The sequence below is a fragment of the Methylobacterium sp. WL119 genome, from assembly GCF_008039875.1.
Classification (GTDB): Bacteria; Pseudomonadota; Alphaproteobacteria; order Rhizobiales; family Beijerinckiaceae; genus Methylobacterium.
On sequence record NZ_VRUU01000042.1, the window covers coordinates 21,258 to 43,006 of the forward strand.

Below are 21,749 nucleotides of genomic sequence, written 5' to 3' on the forward strand. Positions count from 1 at the left end.
ACGTTAATGCTGCCTCGCCGGGTGGCGTACGATGATACCTGTGTTATTGTGCAGCGCACAATGATGCATCAACCGGCAACGTGAGAGGAGACGAGCGATGAGCACCCCCCCGACCTACGAAGTCCCGACCGAGATGCGCGATTTCGCCGAAAAGAGCGTCGACCAGGCCCGCAAGGCCTTCGACAGCTTCATCGGCGCCGCACGCCGCACCGCGGAGACCGTGACCGGATCCACCGAGGCGACCCGGACCAGCGTGAAGGACGTGTCCGCCCGCGGCTTCGAGTATGCCGAGCAGAACGTCAACGCCGCCTTCGACCTCGCCCAGAAGCTCGTCCGCTCGAAGGACGTGCAGGAGGCGATGCAGCATCAGGCCGAGTTCGTGCGCAGCCAGTTCGCCGCGATCCAGGCGCAGGCCAAGGATTTCGGCGGTCTCGCCCAGAGCGCGATGCAGCAGGGTGCCGAGCGCGCGAAGTCCGTGATGCAGGAAGGTGCCGACAACGCCCGCAAGGCGATGGAGCAGGGCACGGATGCCGCCAAGCAGGCGGCGCACGATGCACAGGACGCCGCCAACAAGGCGACGCACTGAGCCCTTCAAACCATGCCCGCCCCTCCGGGGGGCGGGCCGCCGGCAATCGCTCACCGGCCCGCCTCCGATCGTCGGGGGCGGGCCGTCTCGTTTTCGCCGGGTTTCCGCGAGCATGCCTGCATCGGCCCGAACAGGGTTCCGACGTTCCGCCGATAGGGATGCCATGCGACAGATCACACGCCTCGGCCTCGCCGCCCTGCTCACGACCTTGGCCGTGCAGGCCGCCGACGCACAGTATTACGACGTGCCGCCCCGCGGGTACGACGAGCGCCCGGCCTACGACGAGCGCCCGGTCTACCCGCGGCGGCGCGAGCGGCCGGTCCCGGCCCGCCCGGTCGGCCTGAACTGCGATGCGGTCCAGCAGGGCTTGACCGGCCCGCAGCCCTATTCCTGCCCGCTTCCGGGCCCGCGGCCGCTGGGCGCGCGCTGCTTCTGCGACATGCCGATCGCCTCGTTCAGCCAGCCGCAGACGGCGGTCGGCCGCGTCGTGCCCTGACGCGCGACCGCCTTCGCACCGCGAGGCGGAGGTCTCGAATGCGCGCCCGACGCCTCCTGCGTCTCCGTATCGGCGGCTGCGCCGGATCGCCGGCGCAAGGCCCGGCCCCGTTGAGCCGAGCGAAGCGGCGCCGAGATGTTCAGACGAGAAGGGGCCGCGCCACCCTCTCGGATGACGCGGCCCTCATGTTTTCGCAGACAGGTGCGCTGTCGGATCAGTTCAGGACCACGACCTTGGCGCCGACCTTCACGCGCTCGTAGAGGTCGGTGACGTCGTCGTTGGTCATCCGGATGCAACCCGAGGACACGGCCTGGCCGATCGTGTCCGGCTCGTTCGAGCCGTGGATGCGGTATTCGGTGTTGCCGATGTACATGGCGCGGGCGCCGAGCGGGTTCTCGATGCCGCCGGCCATGTAGCGCGGCAGGTCGGGGCGGCGGGCGATCATCGCGGCCGGGGGCGTCCACGACGGCCACTCCTTCTTGGCGGTCACGGTCTTGGTGCCCGACCAGGTGAAGCCGGGACGGCCGACGCCGACGCCGTAGCGGATCGCCTCGCCGTTGGGCATCACGAAGTACAGGCGACGCTCGGCGGTCGAGACGACGACCGTGCCCGGAGCATAGTTGCCGTTGAACGCCACGATCTCGCGCTGGATCGGCTGGACCTGCGCCTGCGGCGCGGCCTGCGCGCCCTGGCCGTAGCCCGGCTCGTAGACGGGACGCTGGCCGTAATAGTCACGGCTCTGCGTACCCTGGTAACCGTAGGACTGATCTTCCTCGTATCCGGCATCGGTGCCGAAGGGATCGTAGGTCGAGGCGGCCATGGCCGGCACGCTGGCAACAATCGAGAGTCCGAGGAGGGCGGCGAGAGCGGTGGCTGAGGTCTTCATGATGTGGCCTACCTGTGCAGTAACCTTTGCTATTACAAGCGTGAGCATAGGCAGAGGGTTCCACGGGCCGGCGAAGATTTCAGGAGCGTGGGAATACGTAAGCCGCGAAGACGTCGTCGCGCCGATCGAGGGCGCGCGATCACGCCACCTCGTCGGTGTGCACGTCGAAGCGGGCGAGGGGCGCGTAGCCGAAGTTGGTGGTGATCGCGACGTCGGTGGCGTCGCGCCCGCGCGCCATCACGATCCGCCCGATGCGCGGCGTGTTGTGGCGGGCGTCGAAGGTGTACCAGCACCCGCCCTGCGGCCCTTCGAGGTAGACCTCGAACCAGGCGGAGAAGTCCATCGGCGCCGGATCCTTCGGAACGCCGATGTCGCCGAGATAGCCGGTGCAGTAACGCGCCGGGATGTTCATGCAGCGGCAGAAGGTGACGGCCAGGTGCGCGAAGTCGCGGCACACGCCCTCGCGCTGCATGAAGCCGTCATGAGCGCTGCGGGTGGCGTCGGCGCGCATGTAGTCGAAGCGGATGCGCTCGTGGGTGTAGTCGACGATCGCCTGGACGCGCGCCCAACCTTCCGGCGTGCTGCCGAACAACGACCACGCGGTCTGCGAGAGCTTGTCGGTGTCGCAGTAGCGCGAGCCCAGCAGGTAGACGAGGACCTCGTCGGGCAGGTCCTGCACCGGGATCTGCCGCGCATCCGGCACGAACGCGTCGGGCTGCCCGGAATCCTGCACCGTGAAGTCGGCCGAGATCGTCAGCAGCCCGGGCGGCGCGACGATGCGATGGCAGATGTTGCCGAAGCCGTCCTCGTACTGGTGGCAGGGGATCGGCGGATCGAAGGCGATCGCCTGCGGCGACAGCAGGTCCGGCAGCCGCGACGGGTGGACGCTGAGCATCAGGATCATCGGCATCGGCTGCGCCGAATCGAAGGCGATATCGAAACCGGTCCTGATCTTCATCGCGCCACCTGCCAACCTTCCTCAACGAAGCATACGTTCATGATGCCCGCACCGGCGTGTCGGTACCCCTATTGCGCGGGGGCGAGCTCCAGCGCCGGCTTCTCGGTCACGGCGACGTCGACGCGCATGCCGAGGTCGTCGCTCGCCAGACCGAAATACGACCCGTGCAACGGCACCGCCTGCCGCGGGTCGCGGGCGATGGCGACGCGGATCAGGTCGCGATTGCCGACGATGCCGTTGGTCGGGTCGAACTCGATCCAGCCGGCCCCCGGAAGATAGACGCCGACCCAGGCATGGGTCGAGCCGCCGCCGACGTGGCGGTCGCGGTCGTTGCGCGGATTGTAGAGGTAGCCGGAGACGAAGCGCGCCGCCATGCCGAGGGAGCGGACGCCCTCCATCATCAGCACCGCGAAGTCGCGGCACGATCCGCGCTTCAGGCGGAGCGTCGTCACCGGGTCCTGCACGCCCTTCTCGCTGCGGGCGAGGTAGGTGAAGTTGCGGCGGATGCCGCGGGTCATGTCGGCGAGCAGGTCCTGCGTCGGGATGCGGCCGTCGGCCGGGATGAAGCTGCGCGCCCAGGCGTCGACCACGTGGTGCGTGTCGGGCCATTGCCGCTCGATCGAGCGCGACAGGTCGGGCATGTCCTCGACGCCGTAGCCGAACGGGTAGTGGGTCGCGTGCGGCGCCAGCGGGAAGACCGGGGCGTGCTCGGGCGTATGGTCGAGGGTGATGCCGCAGGTGAAGCGCAGGGTGTCGCTGCGCGTGTCGAAGCTCGCGATCGCGACGCAGTTGCCGAACACGTCGAACATCCAGCGCACGCTGGCCGGCAGCGGGTCGATGTCGAGGGTCGCCTCGATCAGGCGCTGATCGTAGCTGTCCCGCGGGCGGAACATGATCCGGTGCTCGCCGAAGGAGACCGGGCGGCGGTAGCGGTACACGGTGAGGTGCCGGACGGATAGGATCGGCAAGGACGTAACACTCCGCGGATGCGCCGGTGCGACGTCCGTGCTGCAAATTTCACGCCCACATGCCCGTTTCGGTCCGGGACGGCGATCGAAGCGGCCGATGCCGCGTTCCATGCAGAGCCAGACGATGCCGTCGACGCGAAGGGTAGCGCGCAGGGCCGGCGTCAGAGGATCGGCGGTGCCGGCTCGCCGACGGCCCGTTCCGCCTCCACCAGCACGTCGAAGGCGCGCCACGGCTTCTGAATGAACACCGCCTCAGGCGGGATCTCGGGGCGGCCGACGCAGTGGCCCGACGTGATGACGAGCCGCGCCCGCGGCCACAGCGTCGCGACCGCATGGGCAAGCTGGAGGCCGTCCATCTCGCCGGCCAGACGCACGTCGGCGAAGACCAGGGCGACGTCGCCGCCCCGTGCCTGCAGCACCGCGAGCGCCGCTTCGGCGCTGTCGCAGCCGACGACCGAAAGCTCGGTCTCCTCGAGCAGCGCCTCCGCGAGGCCGCGAACCTGGGGATTGTCCTCGACGACGAGGGCGATCCGCTCGGCCCGCGGGGCAGGGGGCGCCGCAGGCTTCGCAACGTCGCCGTCAGATTCAGATTGCCGGACCTTGCGCACGAGCGCAGCCAGATGCTCCGGCACGCCCTCGGCGACGAGGCTGTCGTAGAACGACGCCAGCGTCTCCCCGATCCGGTCGAGGGGTATGTCGGGGCTCAGCGTGTCGATGGGCCGGTGTCGGAGCGGTTTGGTCAAGAACTTCCCCCGAAGTCTTCGCGTCGCGGGCCGCGGATGCGGAGTCGCTTGAAGAAAGAAGTCGGGAAAGCGCAGTCAGTTGCGCCGGCTTCACAATTCAGGCGGCCGTTTGATCCTTGCGGACGGCCGATCCCCGAGGCGCCCGATACCTGGAGCGCCTGAGATACCTGGGGCGGCCGATCCTAGCGGGCGGCCGCGTCGGCGTCGGCGTAGGCCATCACGCCCGACACGGCGCGGACGTCGCGGTAGCGCGCGCCGCGGGCGCTCATCATCGCCTCGAACTTCTCGTGCACCTGCGCGACCGACAGGCTCGCGGCCTTGCGGCGGCGGTTGCGCTCGGAAGCGAAGAAGATCGAGCGGTTGGCCCGCGCCGGGCCCGGAAGCAGCTTGGCCGCGGCGGCGCCGGGCTTATCGACGACCTGGGCGAGGAACGATTCGGCATCGTCCGGCCCGAGGAAGTGGGCGAGGTAAACCTCGCCCAGAGACAGCTCGCGCCCGATCCGCAGGGCGATGCGGGCGGCATCGCGCTTCAGCATCTCGCCCGCCAGAAGCGCCGAGAGGTAGGGATCGCGGCGCAGCTCGAGGATCCGGGTGCGCTCGGCGGCGTCCGTCACCGTCGGCCGGTCGTTGGAATCGGCGACGATCAGCGCCGCCTCCTTCTCCATCCCGTACTTGGCGCCGAAGTCGCGCACGCAGCCGAGCCAGGTCCGCTCAATGAACTGGTAAAGGCCGGTGGCCGAGGAGGTCTTGGCCTGCACGGCGGTGATGAAGCTCGACTCCTTGTCGGCCACCGCCATCAGCAGCACCGGGTCGGTCTGCACGGCCTGGGCGGCGCGGACGATGGTCTGGACGATGTGGCGGCGGATCTTCATCGGCCCGAACTCGAGCACGTCGTTCGGGTCGCCGCCGGCGCTCTCCGAGAGCAGGAAGTCGTAGGAGACCCGGTCGACCGCGTTGGACCCGAGCTCGGTGTCGAGATCGTGGACCGCGGCGAAGGCCGAGGAGGCGCGCAGCACCACCGGCGGCTCGGCGACGACGGGCGGCAGCGCGCTCACCTGGATGCGGGGGCGGGGCATCGGGATCTCGGTGGCGGCCTGGGCCGAGGACACCGCATTCTCCAGGCCGATCTTGCCGAGCTCGACGCCCGAGCCGATCAGCAGCGCGCTCAGCGCGCCGGCGAACAGCGACATCGACAGGACGGAGCGGGCGAGCGCCGGACGGCTGCCGTGGCCGCGGCCGACCGGGGCGGAAAGGGTGATGCAGTCGGTGGCGCCCGCCCCGAAGCGGCCCGTGGACGCCGATTTGGACGCGCCCTTGCCGGCGGCGGCGGAGCCGGACGCGATGGCCTTGCGAGACGTTCCGACGGTGCGGCCCTGCATGTGCGTCCCAAAATCCCGGTTTCGCGCCGATTGCGGCGCCACCCCCCGATCTGGCTTGACAGATGTGGCGACAACACGGCCGAGGCTGGACCATTCCGGTCGTGCCGGCGGTTTCCGGGGGCCGGCCGGCCATCACCCGTTCCTCCGGCGATGGTGGGGCGCGATGTGAGCCCGTGACTTGGCGCCCGTCCCTCCGTATGAGGGCGCATCCGCGACGAACGGCCCGGGACGGCCGGGCGTCGCCGCGCGAAAAAGCCCGGCCCAGCACAGAGTTATCCGATGAGCGGCGTCAACGAGATCCGGTCGGCCTTCCTCGACTACTTCGCGGGTGCGGGGCACACGATCGTGCCGTCGTCCTCGCTGGTGCCGAAGAACGACCCGACGTTGATGTTCACCAACGCCGGCATGGTGCAGTTCAAGAACGTCTTCACCGGCGTCGAGAAGCGGCCCTACGTGCGGGCGACGACGGCGCAGAAATGCGTCCGCGCCGGCGGCAAGCACAACGACCTCGACAACGTCGGCTACACCGCGCGCCACCACACCTTCTTCGAGATGCTCGGCAACTTCTCCTTCGGCGACTACTTCAAGCCGCAGGCGATCGAGCTGGCCTGGACCCTGATCACCAAGGAGTTCGGCCTCAAGCCGGACCGGCTCCTCGTCACGGTCTATGCCGACGACGACGAGGCGGCGACGCTCTGGAAGAAGATCGCCGGCTTTTCCGACGACAAGATCATCCGCATCGGCACCTCGGACAACTTCTGGCAGATGGGCGACACCGGCCCCTGCGGGCCGTGCTCGGAGATCTTCATCGACCAGGGCCCGGGGCTCGCCGGCGGCCCGCCCGGCTCGCCCGACGAGGACGGCGACCGCTTCCTCGAGTTCTGGAACCTCGTGTTCATGCAGTACGAGCAGGTCGAGCCGGGCAACCGGCTGGTCCTGCCGCGGCCGTCGATCGACACCGGCATGGGCCTGGAGCGCATGGCCGCGATCCTCCAGGGCGTGACCTCGAACTACGAGACCGACCTGTTCCGGTCGCTGATCGATGCCGTGTCGCACGCGGTCGGCCGCCCGCCCGAGCCTGCGAACGTCGCCTCTTACCGGGTGATCGCCGACCACCTGCGCGCCGGTTCCTTCCTGATCGCCGACGGCGTGCTGCCGGGCAACGAGGGCCGCGGCTACGTGCTGCGCCGCATCCTGCGCCGCGCCATGCGCCACCTCGAGCTGCTCGGCTCGCGCGAGCCGGCGATGTTCCGCCTCGTGCCGACGCTGGTGCGGGAGATGGGCCAGGCCTACCCCGAGCTGGTGCGGGCCGAGAGCCTGATCTCCGAGACCCTGCGCCTCGAGGAGACACGCTTCCGCCGCACCCTGGAGCGCGGCCTCGCGATCCTCGACGCCGAGACCCGCGACCTCGCCGCCGGCCAGAACCTCGCCGGGGAGACCGCCTTCACCCTCTACGACACCTACGGTTTCCCCCTCGACCTGACGCAGGACGCCCTGAAGGCCCGGGGCATCGGCGTCGACACGGAGGCGTTCGGCCTCGCGATGCAACGCCAGAAGCAGGCGGCGCGCGCGGCGTGGTCGGGCTCGGGCGAGGCCGCCACCGAGACGGTGTGGTTCTCGGTGCGCGACCGGACCGGCGCCACCGAGTTCCTGGGCTACGAGGCCGAGAGCGCCGAGGGCGTCGTGACGGCGCTGCTGCGCGACGGCGCCGAGGTCCAGGCCCTGCAGGCCGGTGAGAGCGGGCTGCTCATCGCCAACCAGACGCCGTTCTACGCCGAATCCGGCGGGCAGGTCGGCGACACCGGCGCGCTCGCCGCGCCGGGGCTGAAGGCTCGCGTGACCAACACCGAGAAGAAGCTCGGCGACCTGTTCGTCCACCACGTCACCGTGGAGGCGGGCACCCTGAGCCTCGGCCAGGCCGTCGAGCTGAAGGTCGACCACGCCCGCCGGGCCGCGATTCGCGCCAACCATTCCGCCACCCATCTGCTGCACGAGGCCCTGCGGCAGGTGCTCGGCGACCACGTCGCGCAGAAGGGCTCGCTGGTCTCCCCCGAGCGCCTGCGCTTCGACATCAGCCACCCGAAGCCGATCGAGGCGGCCGAGCTCGCCCGCGTCGAGGACCTCGCCAACGCGGTGCTGCTGCAGAACGTGCCGGTGGTGACCAAGCTGATGGCGGTGGACGAGGCGATCGAGTCCGGGGCGCGCGCGCTGTTCGGCGAGAAGTACGGCGACGAGGTCCGCGTCGTCTCCATGGGCCGGCCGGTGGACGATGCCGGCACGGAGATCGAGGGCGGCCGCCTGCCGAACTTCTCGATCGAGCTCTGCGGCGGCACGCACGCCGCGCGCACCGGCGACATCGGCACCATCACGATCCTCGCCGAGAGCGCGGTCGGCGCCGGGGTGCGCCGCATCGAGGCGATGACCGCCGACGCCGCCCGCCGCCACCGCGGCGAGGAGAGCCGCACCCTCGGGGCGCTGGCCTCCCAGCTCAAGGCGCCGGTGGCGGAGGTGTCCGACCGGCTCTCCGGGCTGCTGGAGGATCGCCGCCGGCTGGAGCGCGAGGTCTCGGACCTGCGCAAGAAGCTGGCGATGGGCGGCAGCGCCGGAGGCGGCGACGAGGCGACCGAGGTGGCCGGCGTCAAGCTGATGGCGCGGGCGATCGAGGGCGTCGAGATGCGCGACCTTAAGAGCCTGGCCGATGCCGGCAAGCAGAAGCTCGGCTCCGGCATCGTCGCCATCGTCGGCGTCGGCGCCGACGGCAAGGCCGGCCTCGTGGTCGGCGTCACCCCGGACCTCACCGAGCGCTACGACGCCGTCGCCCTGGTGCGGGCCGGCGCAGGCCATCTCGGCGGCAAGGGCGGCGGCGGCCGCCGCGACATGGCCCAGGCCGGCGGCCCGGAGGGCGCCGGCGCGAAGGCCGCCCTCGACGCGATCACCGCGGCGGTGGCGGCGGGCTGACGGCTCAGCCCACCCGCTTCCAGGTCTGGCGCTTGCAGAAGACGCTCATCACGCAGCCCGAGACCTCGATCGCGTTCGGGCCGGTCATCTTGAGCGAGCCGGAATAGGTCTTCCCGTCCTTCGGGTTGTAGAGGGTGCCGGAATAGCCGTCGCCCGACGGGCTCGTGGCGTTGACGATCTGGACGCCGACGACGCTGCGGGTGCGCAGGGCCGGGTCCGGGTTGTTGGCGTCGAGGCCTTTGCCCGCGGTGCTGACGATGGTGCCGCAGAAGCCGGCGCCGCACCGCGTCAGCCGCACCTTCGAGTCGCCGGTCTCGGTCAGCCAGATCCCGGCCGGGTCGGCGGCCTTCTGCGCCTGCGCGCCGCTGCCGACGAGGCAGGACGCGACGAGGCAGGCGGCGAAGAGGGTGGGAGCGAACACAGTTGCCGGTCTCATGCGGATCCTCCGAGCGTGCCGCCCGTCCGGGCGATCGGCCCGGCAATAGCCGTGCGCACCGAAGTCCCGCAAGACGCAGCGGCGGCTGCTAAGGTCCGCGCCCGAGCACGGCCCCGAGATAGGTTTCGGCGACCTCGCAGAACGGCAGGCCGGCCCCGGTCGCGAGCACCGCGTCGACCTCGAACAGCGGGTCGTCCGGACCCGGGGCGGGGGCGCCGGGATCGCGGAGCGGGCGGAGCGCGACGTTGCGGCGGGTCGGCGCGAGCGGGCGCACCACCCGGCCGAACGGCGCGTCGGTCTCGTCCAGGGCCGCGTTCATGGCGGGCGTCAGCCGGCCCGGCACGTACCAGTTGTCGGCCTCGGACAGGACGTAGACGCCGCAGGCGAGCCGGACGCGCCGGTAGCGGACCGGCTCGTCCGGCGCGAGGCCGAGACGCTTGCGTTGCGCCGCGTCGAGGGGCTTCTCGGCCCCCGGGACCCGGCGGGCGACGAGGTGCGGCTCGGCCGACAGGCCGCGCTCGGCGCACCACGCCTCCAGCACCGCGGTCGCGCTGTGGCCGGACAGGATGCGGGCCTGGAGGGCCTCGATCAGTCCCGTCGTCGCCTCGGGCGGCGGAACCGGTTCGGCCGAGACGGGACGCATCGAACCGAACATCGCCATCGCAAGCAGGAGGAGCGCCCGGACCGACGGAGGCGGGCTCGCGCTACGCCATAGGCATCGGCGGCCGAACCGTCCATGCGCCGCGTGCGCGCTGCCCGCCCGGTCCACCGCCCCGTCCCGCATCAGCGCACCGCTTCGGCTTGGCCGATCAACGTCGCGACGCGGCGCAGCGCCAGGCCGTAGCCCTCGGTGCCGAGGCCGGCGATGACGCCGTCGGCGCGCAGCGAGACGTAGGAGTGGTGCCGGAAGGCCTCGCGCTTGTGCACGTTCGAGATGTGAACCTCGATCACCGGGCCGTCGAAGGCGTTGAGCGCGTCGAGCAGCGCCACCGAGGTATGGGTGAAGGCGGCCGGGTTGATGACGATGCCGGCGGCCTCGTCCCGCGCCGCGTGGATCCAGTCGATCAGCGCGCCCTCGTGATTCGACTGCCGGAACTGCAGCGCGAGCCCGAGCTCGCCGGCGAGCGCCCGGCAGGCGGCCTCGACGTCGGCCAGGGTCTCGTGGCCGTAGATCTCCGGCTGGCGCCGGCCGAGGAGGTTCAGGTTCGGGCCGTTCAGCACGGTGACGAGACGGCTCATGACATCCTCCTTCGCGCGGCCCGCGCACGGACGCTCGACCCATGAACCGCCGCGGCCGCGGCATCAAGCGGGCCGACAGAGCGGCGGCGCTGTCTCCGCCCCGGGCTTTGCGCGCGGGCGCGGCGGTCTACATCCCGCGAGAATCGCGTGAGGACGCGGCCGAGCCACGGAGGGGCCATGAGCCAGATCGAGACCAGCGCGCCCGTGGTGATCGCCGTGGCGATCACCGGCTCGGTGCCGCGCAAGGCGGACAACCCGGCGCTTCCCGTGACGGTGGCCGAGCAGATCGAGTCGACGCACCAGGCCTTCGAGGCGGGGGCGACGCTGGCCCACATCCACGTGCGCAACGACGACGAGACCCCGTCCTCCGATCCCGACCGCTTCGCCGCCGTGCAGGAGGGCCTACGCAAGCATTGCCCCGGCCTCGTGGTGCAGTTCTCCACCGGCGGGCGCGGGCGCGACCCGGCGAGCCGGGGTCTCTCGCTGCAGCACCGGCCGGACATGGCCTCGCTCTCGACCGGTTCGGTCAACTTCCCGACCATCGTCTACGAGAATCCGGCCGCCCTCGTCACCGACCTCGCCACGCAGATGACGCGCTTCGGCGTGCGGCCGGAGATCGAGATCTTCGACCTGTCGCACCTCCACGGCGCCCGCCGCCTCGTCGAGGCCGGCCTGATCGACGCGCGGCCGCACGTGCAGTTCGTGATGGGCGTCCAGAACGCGATGCCGGCCGACGAGCACCTGCTCGACATCCTGCTGGCCGAGACCCGGCGCATCCTGCCCGGGGCGACCTGGACGGCAGCCGGGATCGGCCGCAACCAGGCGGTGGTGATGGAGTGGGCGCTGGCGCGCGGCGCCGATGCGGTGCGCACCGGGCTCGAGGACAACATCCGCATCGCCAAGGACCGGCTCGCCGCGAGCAACGCCGAGCTCGTCGGGCTCGCCGCCGAGGCGGTGCGCCGCCACGGCCGCCGGCCGGCGACACCGGCCGAGGCCCGCGCCGCCCTCGGGCTGGCGGCTTGAAATGGCTCACCAGCCTCTGAACCACATCCTCACCGGCCCGGAGGACGCACCGGTGGTGGCGTTCTCCAACTCGCTCGGGACGACGCTCGCCATGTGGGACGCGGTGGTGCCGCACCTAGCCGACCGTTACCGCATCCTGCGCTACGACACCCGCGGCCATGGCGGCTCGGCGACGCGGGACGCGCCGGCCGAGATCGACGATCTCGCCGGCGACCTGCTCGCGCTGCTCGATGGGCTCGGCATCGTCCGCATCCACGCCGTCGGCCTGTCGCTCGGCGGCATGACGATGCAGGCGCTGGCGAGCGCCGCGCCCGACCGCGTGGCGAGCCTGACCCTGATGGCGACGGCCGCCCACATGCCGAGCGAAGCGAGCTGGAACGCGCGCGCCGCGACGGTGCGCGAGGCGGGACCGCAGGCGATCGTCGCGGCGACCCTCGGCCGCTGGTTCACGCCGGGCTTCTCCGAACGGCATCCGGAGGTGATCGCGCCGATCCGCACGGCGTTCACGGCCTGCGATGCGGCCGGCTACGCGGTCTGCTGCGGCGCGATCGGGCGCATGGACCTGCGCCCGCGTCTGCCGGCCATCACCGCCCCGACGCTGGTCGTCGCCGGCCGCGAGGACACCGCGACGCCGCCCGCGATGGCCGAGGAGATCTGCCGGGGCATCCCCCAGGCGGAACTGGTGACGCTGCCGCACGCCGCCCACCTCCTCGCCGTCGAGCGGCCGGACGCGGCCGGCGCCTACCTCGCGCAGTTCCTCGACCGGCACCGGTAGGCGCCAGCCGAAAGCGGCGTCGCGGTGCGAGCTGCGGCGTCAGCGGACGATGGTGACGGGCCGCGCCATCGCAGGTCTCCGGCCGATCCGGTTCGGCGGGCGCCGATCGCGCGCCGCGGCGAGGCCGAGCGCGGCCGCCATGCCCGCGGTGCTCCCGCCGAGGGGGATCGCCAGCAGCGCCATGAGGAGGCCGAACTTGGCCAGGAGCAGGATCGACAGTCCCGCGCCGAAGACCGCCGCCACCACGATCGCAACCATCACAGCCTCACACAACCAGTGATTGAAGATGTAAGGTCGCGATCGGCGGTTCGGTTCCGGCCTCCCTCGCGCGACGACCGTCGACGCGAGCCGTGAGGGTCGATGCGATCGGTCGACAATGGGCACGCGACGTCATCCGCGCGTGATGCAGTCACCAGCGTCGGCGAACCCGACGGCAGCCCGTAACGGCAGATTCTTCTGAAAACCGCGCCGTTCGACGGCAGATAGAAACCGTTCCTGGTCTCGGTCGCAGACGTGGCGGCGGCCTGCCTATCGTACGGGATGTCGGTACAAGATCGTATGAGGCAGCGATGGAACATCGTCCATGCCGAACCCCTCTCGGACAACCGCATCCGCGTCTGAGAGGGAGAGTGGTGGAGCCTAACGGGATCGAACCGATGACCTCTTCCATGCCATGGAAGCGCTCTCCCAGCTGAGCTAAGGCCCCACTCTCGTCCACCGCGGCTCTGGAGGTCCGCGCTGGTGTCTCGCTGGCCCGGCGATGCCGTCCGGCGAGGGCGGTTCTATAGGCGGGCCTCGGATCGGACTCAACCCCCTTTTTGCGGAAAAGCGATCGGCGATCGTTCGCCGGCGACATTCGATGCGTCCAGGGCGGCGGCGGACCGTCGGATCGGCGCCGCAGCTCGGATGACGGATCGCGGCGCGCGTGATAACCGACCGCCCCATGTTCCCGCGCGGCGCCACGCGTCGCACCGGCTTTTCGGCGCCTCAGCGCCTCCTCCGGCGATCCCGCGGCCCCGGCCCGGATCCCTCGCGAAGTTGACCGCCCGTGTCGCACGATTCCGAGCCGACCCCGCTTTCCGCCGCGCCCGGCGCACCCCTGCGCGGACGGCTGCGGCCGCCGGGCGACAAGTCGATCTCGCACCGCGCGATGATCCTCGGCCTGCTCTCCATCGGCGAGACGCGGGTGGAGGGCCTGCTGGAGGGCGACGACGTGCTGCGCACCGCGGCCGCGGCCCGCGCGCTCGGCGCCTCCATGGAGCGCCTGGGGGAGGGACGCTGGGTGGTGCGCGGCGTCGGCATCGGCGGCCTGTCCGATCCGGCCGAGACCCTCGACTTCGGCAATGCCGGCACCGGCTCGCGGCTGATGATGGGCGTCGTCGGCGGCCAGCCGGTCACGGCGACCTTCGACGGCGACGCTTCCCTGCGCAGCCGGCCGATGCGCCGCATCCTCGATCCGCTCCGGCTGATGGGCACCCAGGTGCTCGCGGAGGCCGAGGGCGGCCGCGTGCCGCTGACGCTGCGCGGCCCGCGCGAGGCGATCCCGATCCGCTACGAGACGCCGGCCGCCTCGGCGCAGATCAAGTCCGCGGTGCTCCTCGCCGGCCTCAACGCCCCGGGCACCACCACGGTGATCGAGGCCGCGGCCACCCGCGACCACACCGAGCGGATGCTGCGCCTGTTCGGCGCCGAGGTCTCCGTCACCCCGCACGGGCCGGACGGCCACGGCCGCGCGGTCGCGCTCACCGGCCAGCCGACGCTGCGCGGCACCGAGGTGGTGGTGCCGGCCGACCCGTCGTCGGCCGCCTTCCCGCTGGTGGCGGCGCTGATCGTGCCGGGCTCCGAGATCACGATCGAGGGCGTGATGATGAATCCGCTGCGCACCGGGCTGATCACGACGCTCATCGAGATGGGCGCCGACATCGAGCGCCTGCGCGAGCGCGAGGAGGGCGGCGAGACCGTCGCCGATCTGCGCGTGCGCGCGAGCCGCCTCAAGGGCGTCGACGTGCCGGCCGAGCGGGCGCCGGCGATGATCGACGAGTACCCGGTGCTTGCGGTCGCCGCCGCCTTCGCCCAGGGCACCACGCGGATGAACGGCCTGCACGAGTTGCGGGTCAAGGAATCGGATCGCCTCGCCGCGGTCGCCGCCGGGCTCAAGGCCAACGGCGTCGCCCACCTGATCGAGGGCGACGACCTCCTCGTCCACGGCGACGGCGCCGCGCCGCCCGGGGGCGGCACGGTCGCGACCCATCTCGACCACCGCATCGCCATGGCGTTCCTCGTGATGGGGCTGGCCACCGCCGAGCCGGTCACCATCGACGACGGCGCGATGATCGCCACGAGCTTCCCGAGCTTCCTGCCGACGATGCAGGCGCTCGGCGCCGGGATCGGGGAATAGGCCCGATGCCCGACAACCCGACAGCCATGGTCATCGCCATCGACGGCCCGGCCGCCTCCGGCAAGGGCACGCTCGCCCAGCGCCTCGCCCGGCACTACGGCCTGCCCCACCTCGACACCGGCCTGCTCTATCGCGGCGTCGCGCTGACCCTGCTCGACGCCGGCGCTTCCCTCGACGACGAGGCCGCCGCGGCGCGGGCGGCCGAGGGCCTGATCGCCGACCGCCTCGCCGACCCGCGCCTGCGCGACCGGGCGATGGGGGAGGCGGCCTCGCGCATCTCGGCGGTGCCGGCGGTGCGCGCGGCCCTGCTCGCGTGGCAGCAGCGCTTCGCCGGCACCAGCGCCGGCGCGGTGCTCGACGGGCGCGACATCGGCACGGTGGTGTGCCCGGACGCGCGCGTGAAGCTGTTCATCACCGCCGACGCCGCCGAACGCGCCCGCCGCCGCCACCGCGAGCTCGAGAGCCGCGGCGAGACGACGACGCTGGCCGCCATCCTCGCCGACATCGAGGCGCGGGACGCCCGGGACGCGGCGCGGAGCACGGCGCCGCTCAGGGCGGCCGACGACGCGGTACGGCTCGACACCACCCATCTCGACGCCGACGAGGCCTTCGCCGCCGCCCGCGCGGTGGTCGACCGCGCCCGCGCGCAGTGACGATGACCGGGGCGGTGGTGGCGCTCGCCCTGCGTAGGTCCTAGCCGCCGGTCATCGGTGGGAAGAACGCGATCTCCCGCGCGCCCGCGATCGGTGCGTCGGGCTTGGCGTGGACCTTGTCGATCGCGGCGCGGACCACGCCGTCCTTCTCGAAGGCGTGGGCGTATTCCTCGCCCCGCCCCTTGAGCCAGCCGATCAAGTCGCCCACCGTCGCGACCTCCGCCGGCGGCGTCACGGTCTCCTCGGGGCGTCCGACGCGCTCGCGCACCCAGGCGAAATAGACGAGCTTCATGGTTCGGTTTCCTCGGGTCGCACCCGATGCACGAGGTCGCTTCTCCCTCTGCCGCAGCGGGCGAGGCAGCCTGGCGGGATCACCCTATCGCGGATCGTCGATCACGTGCTTGATGCCGGCGCGCATGTAGTCCCAGCCGGTCCACAGCGTCAGGGCGGCGGCGAGCCAGAGCAGGACGAGGCCGATCCGCTCGGTGCCGTGCAGGATCGTCTCGCCGGCCGGCCCCGCGACGAGGAAGCCCAGCGCCACGAGCTGCACCGTGGTCTTCCACTTTGCGACCTTGCTCACGGGCACGCCGACCTTCAGCTCGGCGAGGTACTCGCGCAGGCCCGAGACCAGCACCTCGCGGCACAGGATCACGATCGCCGCCCAGACGGAGGCGCCGACGATGGTGCGGTCGGCCACCAGCATCAGCAGGCAGGCGGCGACCAGCAGCTTGTCGGCGATCGGATCGAGCATCCGGCCGAGCGCCGAGCTCTGTGCGTAGGTGCGGGCGACGTAGCCGTCGAGGTAGTCGGTGATCGCGGCGAGCACGAACACCGCCAGCGCCGTGAAGCGCATGGTGATCGCGTCGGGCCAGAACAGCAGCGCGACCATCACCGGGACGGCGACGAGGCGGCCGTAGGTCAGGCAGTTCGCGAGCGTCCAGGCCTGCGACCGGCGTCGGGGGAGGACGGCGTTCATCGGGCCGGTGAAATCATGCGCCTGCCTGAGCGTCAACCGTTCCGATGCGTCGCCGATGCCGTCGCTCATGCGTCAGCCGCCCGCATGGAAGAAGTCGTAGACGGCGCGCGCGGTGGCGGCGTTCACGCCGGGCGTCTTGGCGAGGTCCTCGTAGGCCGCCCGCTCGATCGCCTTCACGGTGCCGAACTGGTGCAGGAGCGCGCGCTTGCGGCTCGGGCCGATGCCGGCGATCTCGTCGAGCGGGTTGCGCACCAGCTCGCGCTTGCGCTTGGCCCGGTGGGTGCCGATGGCGAAGCGGTGCGCCTCGTCGCGCAGGCGCTGCACGAAGTAGAGCGTGGGATCGCGCGGCGGCAGCTTGAACGCCGGCCGGCCGGGGATGAAGAAGGTCTCGCGGCCGGCATCCCGGTCGCGCCCCTTGGCGATGCCGACCAGTGCCACGTCGGCGACGCCGATCTCCTCCAGCGCCTTGCGCGCGGCGTCGAGCTGGCCCTTGCCGCCGTCGATGAGCACGAGGTCGGGCCAGGCGGGGAACGCGTCGGCATCCTCGGGCGCCTCGGCCACCGGCTCCGCCGGACCGCCCTCGGTCGCGGCGAAGGCGGCTTCGGCGACGGTGCGCGGCGCCTCCTTCACCAGGCGCTTGAAGCGGCGCTGCAGCACCTCGCGCATCATCCCGTAATCGTCGCCGGGCGTCAGTTCCTCCGACTTGATGTTGAAGGTGCGGTAGTGCGTCTTCATGAAGCCGGACGGGCCGGCGACGACCATGCCGCCGACCGCGTTGGTGCCCATGATGTGGGAGTTGTCATAGACCTCGATCCGCCGCGGCGTCTTCTCGAGGGCGAAGGCCTGGCCCAGCGCCACCAGCAGCTTGCCCTGCGACGCGGTGTCGGCGAGCCGGCGGCCGAGCGCCTCCTTGGCGTTGCGCTGGGCGTAGTCGACGAGCGCCTTGCGCTCGCCGCGCTGGGGCTGGTGCAGCTCGACCCGGTAGGCGACCTGGCTGGAGAGCGCGGCGGCGACCAGCTCCGCATCCTCGACCGCGTGGCTCGTCAGCACCAGCCGGGGCGCCGGCATCGTGTCGTAGAACTGGCCGATGAACGAGCCCAGCACCTCGTCCGGGGTCATCGAGCGGTCGGCCTTGGGGAAGTAGGCGCGGTTGCCCCAGTTCTGGAAGTTGCGGAAGAAGAACACCTCGATGCAGAACTGCCCGGCCTGCTCGTCGAGGGCGAACACGTCGGCCTCCTCGACCCCTTGCGTGTTGACGCCCTGCACGCCCTGGATCGCCGAGAGCGCGCTGATCCGATCGCGGAAGCGGGCCGCACGCTCGAACTCCATCGCGTCGGAGGCCGCCTGCATCTCGGTGCGCATCCGGTCCTTCACCGCGTTGGACTTCCCGGCGAGGAAGTTCTTGGCCGAGTCGGCCATGCCGGCATAATCCTCCAGCGCGATCTCGCCGGTGCAGGGGCCGGAGCAGCGCTTGATCTGGAACAGCAGGCAGGGCCGGGTGCGGTTCTCGTAGTAGCTGTCGGTGCAGGTGCGCAGCAGGAAGGCCCGCTGCAGGGCGTTCACGGTGCGGTTCACCGCCCAGACGCTGGCGAAGGGGCCGTAATAGCTGCCCTTGCGGCGGCGGGCGCCACGATGCTTGACGATCTGCGGTGCCGGGCCGTCGGCGGTGACGAGGATGTAGGGGAACGACTTGTCGTCCCGCATCAGCACGTTGAAGCGCGGCTTCAGCTGCTTGATCAGGTTCGCCTCGAGCAGCAGCGCCTCGGTCTCGGTGGCGGTGGTGACGAACTCCATCGCCGCCGTCTGCGAGATCATCCGCGCGATGCGGTTGGAATGCGCCTGCCCGCGGGCGTAGGAGCCGACCCGGGCCTTCAGGTTCTTCGCCTTGCCGACGTAGAGCACGTCGCCCTTGGCATCGAACATCCGGTAGACGCCGGGCCCGGAGGGCAGCGTCGTCCAGAACCGGCGGATCACCTCCGTGCCGGCCTCGACGGCGCCGGGCTCGAAATCGAAGTCGATCTCGGGCGCCTCGTCGGCCTGCGCCGGCTCGGCCTCGTCCCGCTCCTCGTCGAAAGCCTCGTCGTCGAAGGCCTCCTGGGGCAGATCCTCGGTGGCGCGACCTGACGGGACTCTCCGGCTCATCGCCGTGATCTAAGCCCGCGAAACTGGCGAGGGAAGGGGCGCGATGCGCAAAGGCGTGCCGGCGGACCTCGGCCCTCAGCCGAACAGCGCGTCGATGTCGGACTGGTCGACGTGGCCCGGATCCTCGTCGAGCTTCGGGCCGTTCAGGAGCGAGCGCTCGTCGTCCGGATCGACGACGGCGGCGGGGCCGGCGGAGAACACGTCGCGGAACCCGTCGAGGCCGTTCCAGGCGGCGATCATGCGGTCGAGGTGGGATTCGACGAAGCTCAGGACGTTGACGATCTTGCTGATGCGCTGGCCGGTCAGGTCCTGGAAATTGCAGGCCTCGTAGGCAACGATGACGCGGTCGAGGATGACGTCGACCTTGTCCTGGCCGCCCTTGCCGAGATTGCCGGCCCGCAGGATGTTGGCGCTCGCCTCGATCTCCTCCAGCGCGGTGAGCAGCGTCGACGTCGCGCGCTCGGTCGACCCGACCACGGCGCCCAGCTCGTCGGCGGCGCGGCGCATGCCCTTGCCGTTGGACTCGGAGTGATACAGAGCCGCGATCTCGTCGCGGGTGTTGGTGATCGCCGCCTTCATCACGTCGAGCTCGGAGCGCATCGCCAAGGCTTCGGACAGCTCGCGGCGGCACGCCTCGATGGTCTCGCCGGCGCTCGACTGGGTGATGCGGCGCAGGTCCTGGATCGCCGAGAGGATCTCGTCGAGGCGCGCCCCGCCCTCCACGGGCCCGGCACTGGACATCGTCGTCCCCGCCGCGGGCGCGAGGCCGAGGCTGTCCTCGATGCGGTAGCGCTTGTGAGTCATAGGTTCGAACCGGCCGTCTTGGAAACCCGGATCCGATCTAGGACCGGGAACGGTTGCAGTTTGCTGAAGATCGAAAGCATTCGGTCGGATTTACAGTCGATTCACGTTGCTTCGTGACGACCGGGGCAGCGAAGCCCGTCCGCGACCGATTCACCACGTTCCTTCATCGAATGTCGCGCGTCCCGGTCCGACCCTCTCAACCATGACGGCCGGCATCGAGCCCGGCCGTGGTGCGGGAGTGCGGCGATGCGGACGAGTTGGTGCGTGGGGGCGGCGCTTGCCGCATCCGTCTGGTCGGGGGCGGTCCAGGCGCAGGCGCGCTATGCCGAGCCCGACGGATACGGCGGCGGCCTGATCGAATACCTTGTCACCGGCGGCGTCGCCCCGCGCGGCGGTGCCCGCCCCGTTGCGGTGGCCCGGCCGGGTTACGCAGGCGCGTCGGCACAATCCGGCGATCCGATCGAACCCTATGGCGTCGCATCGCGAGCCTACGCAGCGCTGCCTCAGGGCCTGCCCGCCCAGGCCGACCCACCTGCGGAGAGCGACCGCATCGCCCGCGCGCCGGATCCGCGCTACGCCCGGCAGGAGGTCGCGTTCTCCGGTCCCCAGCGCCCGGGCACGATCGTGATCGATACGCCGTCGAAGTATCTCTACCTCGTCCAACCCGGCGGCCGGGCGATGCGCTACGGCATCGGCGTCGGGCGGCCGGGCTTCGCCTGGTCGGGTCTCAAGACCGTCAGCCGCAAGGCGGAGTGGCCGGGCTGGACGCCGCCGCCGGAGATGCTGGCGCGCCGGCCGGACCTGCCGCGCCACATGGAAGGCGGCCCCGGCAATCCGCTCGGCGCGCGGGCGCTCTATCTCGGCTCGTCGCTCTATCGCATCCACGGCACCAACGAGCCGCACACGATCGGCCAGAACGTGTCGTCCGGCTGCATCCGAATGATGAACGACGACGTGGTCGACCTCTACGAACGCGTGCCGGTGGGGACGCGCGTCGAGGTGATGTGACCGCGGGATCGAACGCAGGAAGGCTCGGATCGCCGAGAGGAGCGACCCGAGCCTTCGACGTCGTCGGACGCATGTCATCCGGCCCGATCCGAGCGGGCCGCGCCCGGATCGGGCCGCGCGATCAGGCCCAGTCGCTGTCGTCGCCGCCACCCAGATCGCCGGCGAAGTCGTCGTTGCCGCCGTCGAAGGCGGTGTCGCTCCCGCCGCCGAGGGGCGCACCGAAATCCTGGGTGCCGCCGGCGTCCGAGCCGAAGTAGTTGTTCTCGACCGTCGTGCCGCCGCCGAGGCCGGCCGCCGCCGCGCTGCCGAGGCTCGAATGGCCGCCGGCGAAGGCGTTCGAGAGGGCGCTGCCGAGCAGCATGCCGCCGGCCGCGCCGGCCGCCATCGGCAAGGCCGTGGCCATGAAGCCGCCGCCGCGAGCCGGCGCCTGCTGCTGGCCGCCCCACGGGCCGCCCTGCTGCGGACCGCCCTGCGGATACCCCTGTTGCGGGTAGCCCTGCTGCGGATACCCTTGCTGCGGGTAGCCCTGCGGCGCGCCGCCCTGGTTGCCCCAGGCGCCGCCCGCCCGCTGCTGCGGCTGCGGATCCTGGCGCTGCGAACCGCCGCCGAAGATGCTCGACAGGAACCCGCCGCCACCCGAGGATTGCGGCTGCGCCTGTTGCTGGCGGGCCTGCTCGAGCTGCTGGTTGAGGCTCTTGATCGCCTCTTCCTGCACGTAGATCAGCTGCGCCATCGCGTAGGGCGCATAGGGCTGGGCCCTGAGCTTGTCGGCAATGAAGCGCTCGGCATCCGCGTCGCGGGGCTGGCTGGACGCCTGCTCGAGCCGCTGGAAGATGCCGGAGATGACGTCGCGTTCTTCGCTGTTCATGGAGTCGTCCTCCTCGAATCGAACCCGCGGCATCGTGCGCCGCATGGACCGGTTCCAAGATGGGGAGCACGCCCGAGGTTTGTCAGGGGCGGCGAAGAAATCTTCACCGTTGGACGATGCGATCCGACGACGAAAAAAGCCCGGCCTTTCGGCCGGGCTTCTCGGGTCGGGTCGAACCGCGGCTCTGGGCGAGCTGCGGCGGATCCGGCAGGTCCTAGTACGAGCCGAACTTGTAGTTCAGGCCGGCGCGCACGACGGCGAACTCGGTGCTGTTGTTGCGGTTCAGGCCGCTCTGCACGACGGTCACGCCCGGCGAGGTCAGGGTCACGGTGCCGGTCGAGTTGGAGGCGAAGGCGCCGTTGTTGCGGCCGCCCTGGTCGAGGTTCACGTACAGGCCTTCCACCTTCAGCGTCACGGCCGAGGAGCGGAAGAAGTTCAGGAACGAGTCGGTCG

Annotated in this window: 22 protein-coding genes, 1 tRNA gene and 1 pseudogene; 8 read left to right on the top strand and 16 right to left on the bottom strand. The window is 71.2% G+C overall.

All coding sequences use genetic code 11. From position 1 onward, the window contains the following. Positions 1–97 precede the first annotated feature (97 nt). The gene (locus FV227_RS15755; protein ID WP_147726829.1) at positions 98–586 is read left to right on the top strand and encodes a phasin; all 489 of its coding nucleotides are present in this window, start codon (positions 98–100) and stop codon (positions 584–586) included. A 163-nt stretch (positions 587–749) separates the two neighbouring features. Next, positions 750–1,082 (top strand): hypothetical protein, encoded by a 333-nt coding sequence (locus FV227_RS15760; RefSeq protein WP_147726831.1) that lies wholly within the window; start codon positions 750–752, stop codon positions 1,080–1,082. A gap of 214 nt (positions 1,083–1,296) precedes the next feature. Here the strand turns inward: FV227_RS15760 and FV227_RS15765 are convergent, their stop codons facing one another. The 5 genes from FV227_RS15765 to FV227_RS15785 form a co-directional block, all read right to left on the bottom strand. Then, positions 1,297–1,968 (bottom strand): L,D-transpeptidase, encoded by a 672-nt coding sequence (locus FV227_RS15765; RefSeq protein ID WP_147726833.1) that lies wholly within the window; start codon positions 1,966–1,968, stop codon positions 1,297–1,299. Between the two features lie 139 nt (positions 1,969–2,107). Further along, the gene (locus FV227_RS15770) at positions 2,108–2,926 is read right to left on the bottom strand and encodes a transglutaminase family protein (RefSeq protein WP_147726835.1); all 819 of its coding nucleotides are present in this window, start codon (positions 2,924–2,926) and stop codon (positions 2,108–2,110) included. Between the two features lie 68 nt (positions 2,927–2,994). Then, on the bottom strand, positions 2,995–3,894 hold the full coding sequence (locus FV227_RS15775) for a transglutaminase family protein (RefSeq protein WP_147726837.1): 900 nt from the start codon (positions 3,892–3,894) through the stop codon (positions 2,995–2,997). A gap of 161 nt (positions 3,895–4,055) precedes the next feature. Next, on the bottom strand, positions 4,056–4,589 hold the full coding sequence (locus FV227_RS15780) for a response regulator (protein ID WP_147726851.1): 534 nt from the start codon (positions 4,587–4,589) through the stop codon (positions 4,056–4,058). Positions 4,590–4,819: 230 nt separating this feature from the next. Continuing rightward, complete coding sequence (locus tag FV227_RS15785; RefSeq protein ID WP_147726839.1) at positions 4,820–6,016, bottom strand: transglycosylase SLT domain-containing protein; 1,197 nt, start codon at positions 6,014–6,016, stop codon at positions 4,820–4,822. Positions 6,017–6,295: 279 nt separating this feature from the next. On the opposite strand from FV227_RS15785, the gene alaS reads away from it, so the two are divergent. Further along, positions 6,296–8,974 carry an alanine--tRNA ligase gene (gene alaS / locus FV227_RS15790; protein WP_147726841.1) on the top strand — a complete coding sequence of 893 codons (2,679 nt, stop codon included), beginning with the start codon at positions 6,296–6,298 and terminating at the stop codon, positions 8,972–8,974. Between the two features lie 4 nt (positions 8,975–8,978). Here the strand turns inward: alaS and FV227_RS15795 are convergent, their stop codons facing one another. The 3 genes from FV227_RS15795 to aroQ form a co-directional block, all read right to left on the bottom strand. Continuing rightward, complete coding sequence (locus FV227_RS15795; protein WP_147726843.1) at positions 8,979–9,410, bottom strand: DUF2147 domain-containing protein; 432 nt, start codon at positions 9,408–9,410, stop codon at positions 8,979–8,981. A gap of 88 nt (positions 9,411–9,498) precedes the next feature. Next, positions 9,499–10,053, bottom strand: a complete 555-nt coding sequence (locus tag FV227_RS15800; protein WP_147726845.1) for a hypothetical protein — start codon at positions 10,051–10,053, stop codon at positions 9,499–9,501. Positions 10,054–10,193: 140 nt separating this feature from the next. Next, on the bottom strand, positions 10,194–10,649 hold the full coding sequence (gene aroQ, locus FV227_RS15805) for a type II 3-dehydroquinate dehydratase (RefSeq protein ID WP_147726847.1): 456 nt from the start codon (positions 10,647–10,649) through the stop codon (positions 10,194–10,196). A gap of 177 nt (positions 10,650–10,826) precedes the next feature. On the opposite strand from aroQ, the gene FV227_RS15810 reads away from it, so the two are divergent. Next, positions 10,827–11,672 carry a 3-keto-5-aminohexanoate cleavage protein gene (locus FV227_RS15810; RefSeq protein WP_147859419.1) on the top strand — a complete coding sequence of 282 codons (846 nt, stop codon included), beginning with the start codon at positions 10,827–10,829 and terminating at the stop codon, positions 11,670–11,672. Between the two features lies 1 nt (position 11,673). Next, positions 11,674–12,447 (top strand): 3-oxoadipate enol-lactonase, encoded by a 774-nt coding sequence (gene pcaD, locus FV227_RS15815; protein ID WP_147859420.1) that lies wholly within the window; start codon positions 11,674–11,676, stop codon positions 12,445–12,447. Positions 12,448–12,486: 39 nt separating this feature from the next. Here the strand turns inward: pcaD and FV227_RS15820 are convergent, their stop codons facing one another. Together FV227_RS15820 and FV227_RS15825 are read right to left on the bottom strand one after the other, a co-directional pair. Next, positions 12,487–12,705 carry a hypothetical protein gene (locus tag FV227_RS15820; protein ID WP_147729226.1) on the bottom strand — a complete coding sequence of 73 codons (219 nt, stop codon included), beginning with the start codon at positions 12,703–12,705 and terminating at the stop codon, positions 12,487–12,489. A gap of 372 nt (positions 12,706–13,077) precedes the next feature. Beyond that, positions 13,078–13,153, bottom strand: a tRNA-Ala gene (locus FV227_RS15825). Positions 13,154–13,495: 342 nt separating this feature from the next. Between FV227_RS15825 and aroA the strand changes: the two genes are divergently transcribed. After that, complete coding sequence (gene aroA / locus FV227_RS15830) at positions 13,496–14,845, top strand: 3-phosphoshikimate 1-carboxyvinyltransferase (RefSeq protein WP_147859421.1); 1,350 nt, start codon at positions 13,496–13,498, stop codon at positions 14,843–14,845. A gap of 5 nt (positions 14,846–14,850) precedes the next feature. Then, on the top strand, positions 14,851–15,498 hold the full coding sequence (cmk, locus tag FV227_RS15835; protein WP_147859422.1) for a (d)CMP kinase: 648 nt from the start codon (positions 14,851–14,853) through the stop codon (positions 15,496–15,498). Between the two features lie 40 nt (positions 15,499–15,538). Here the strand turns inward: cmk and moaD are convergent, their stop codons facing one another. From moaD to FV227_RS15855, 4 genes are all read right to left on the bottom strand, one after another. Beyond that, complete coding sequence (gene moaD / locus FV227_RS15840) at positions 15,539–15,790, bottom strand: molybdopterin converting factor subunit 1 (RefSeq protein ID WP_147728238.1); 252 nt, start codon at positions 15,788–15,790, stop codon at positions 15,539–15,541. An 84-nt stretch (positions 15,791–15,874) separates the two neighbouring features. Further along, on the bottom strand, positions 15,875–16,474 hold the full coding sequence (gene pgsA, locus FV227_RS15845; protein ID WP_147728243.1) for a CDP-diacylglycerol--glycerol-3-phosphate 3-phosphatidyltransferase: 600 nt from the start codon (positions 16,472–16,474) through the stop codon (positions 15,875–15,877). 72 nt (positions 16,475–16,546) lie between these two features. Further along, positions 16,547–18,616 (bottom strand): excinuclease ABC subunit UvrC, encoded by a 2,070-nt coding sequence (uvrC, locus tag FV227_RS15850; protein ID WP_147728239.1) that lies wholly within the window; start codon positions 18,614–18,616, stop codon positions 16,547–16,549. Between the two features lie 75 nt (positions 18,617–18,691). After that, positions 18,692–19,420 carry a chemotaxis protein gene (locus FV227_RS15855; protein ID WP_147728240.1) on the bottom strand — a complete coding sequence of 243 codons (729 nt, stop codon included), beginning with the start codon at positions 19,418–19,420 and terminating at the stop codon, positions 18,692–18,694. Positions 19,421–19,666: 246 nt separating this feature from the next. Between FV227_RS15855 and FV227_RS15860 the strand changes: the two genes are divergently transcribed. Then, the gene (locus tag FV227_RS15860) at positions 19,667–20,428 is read left to right on the top strand and encodes a L,D-transpeptidase (RefSeq protein ID WP_147728241.1); all 762 of its coding nucleotides are present in this window, start codon (positions 19,667–19,669) and stop codon (positions 20,426–20,428) included. 121 nt (positions 20,429–20,549) lie between these two features. On the opposite strand, the gene FV227_RS15865 is transcribed toward FV227_RS15860, so the two are convergent. Together FV227_RS15865 and FV227_RS15870 are read right to left on the bottom strand one after the other, a co-directional pair. Continuing rightward, on the bottom strand, positions 20,550–21,296 hold the full coding sequence (locus tag FV227_RS15865) for a DUF2076 domain-containing protein (RefSeq protein ID WP_147728242.1): 747 nt from the start codon (positions 21,294–21,296) through the stop codon (positions 20,550–20,552). Between the two features lie 214 nt (positions 21,297–21,510). Beyond that, a pseudogene (locus FV227_RS15870) lies at positions 21,511–21,749 on the bottom strand (porin family protein); the annotation flags it as partial.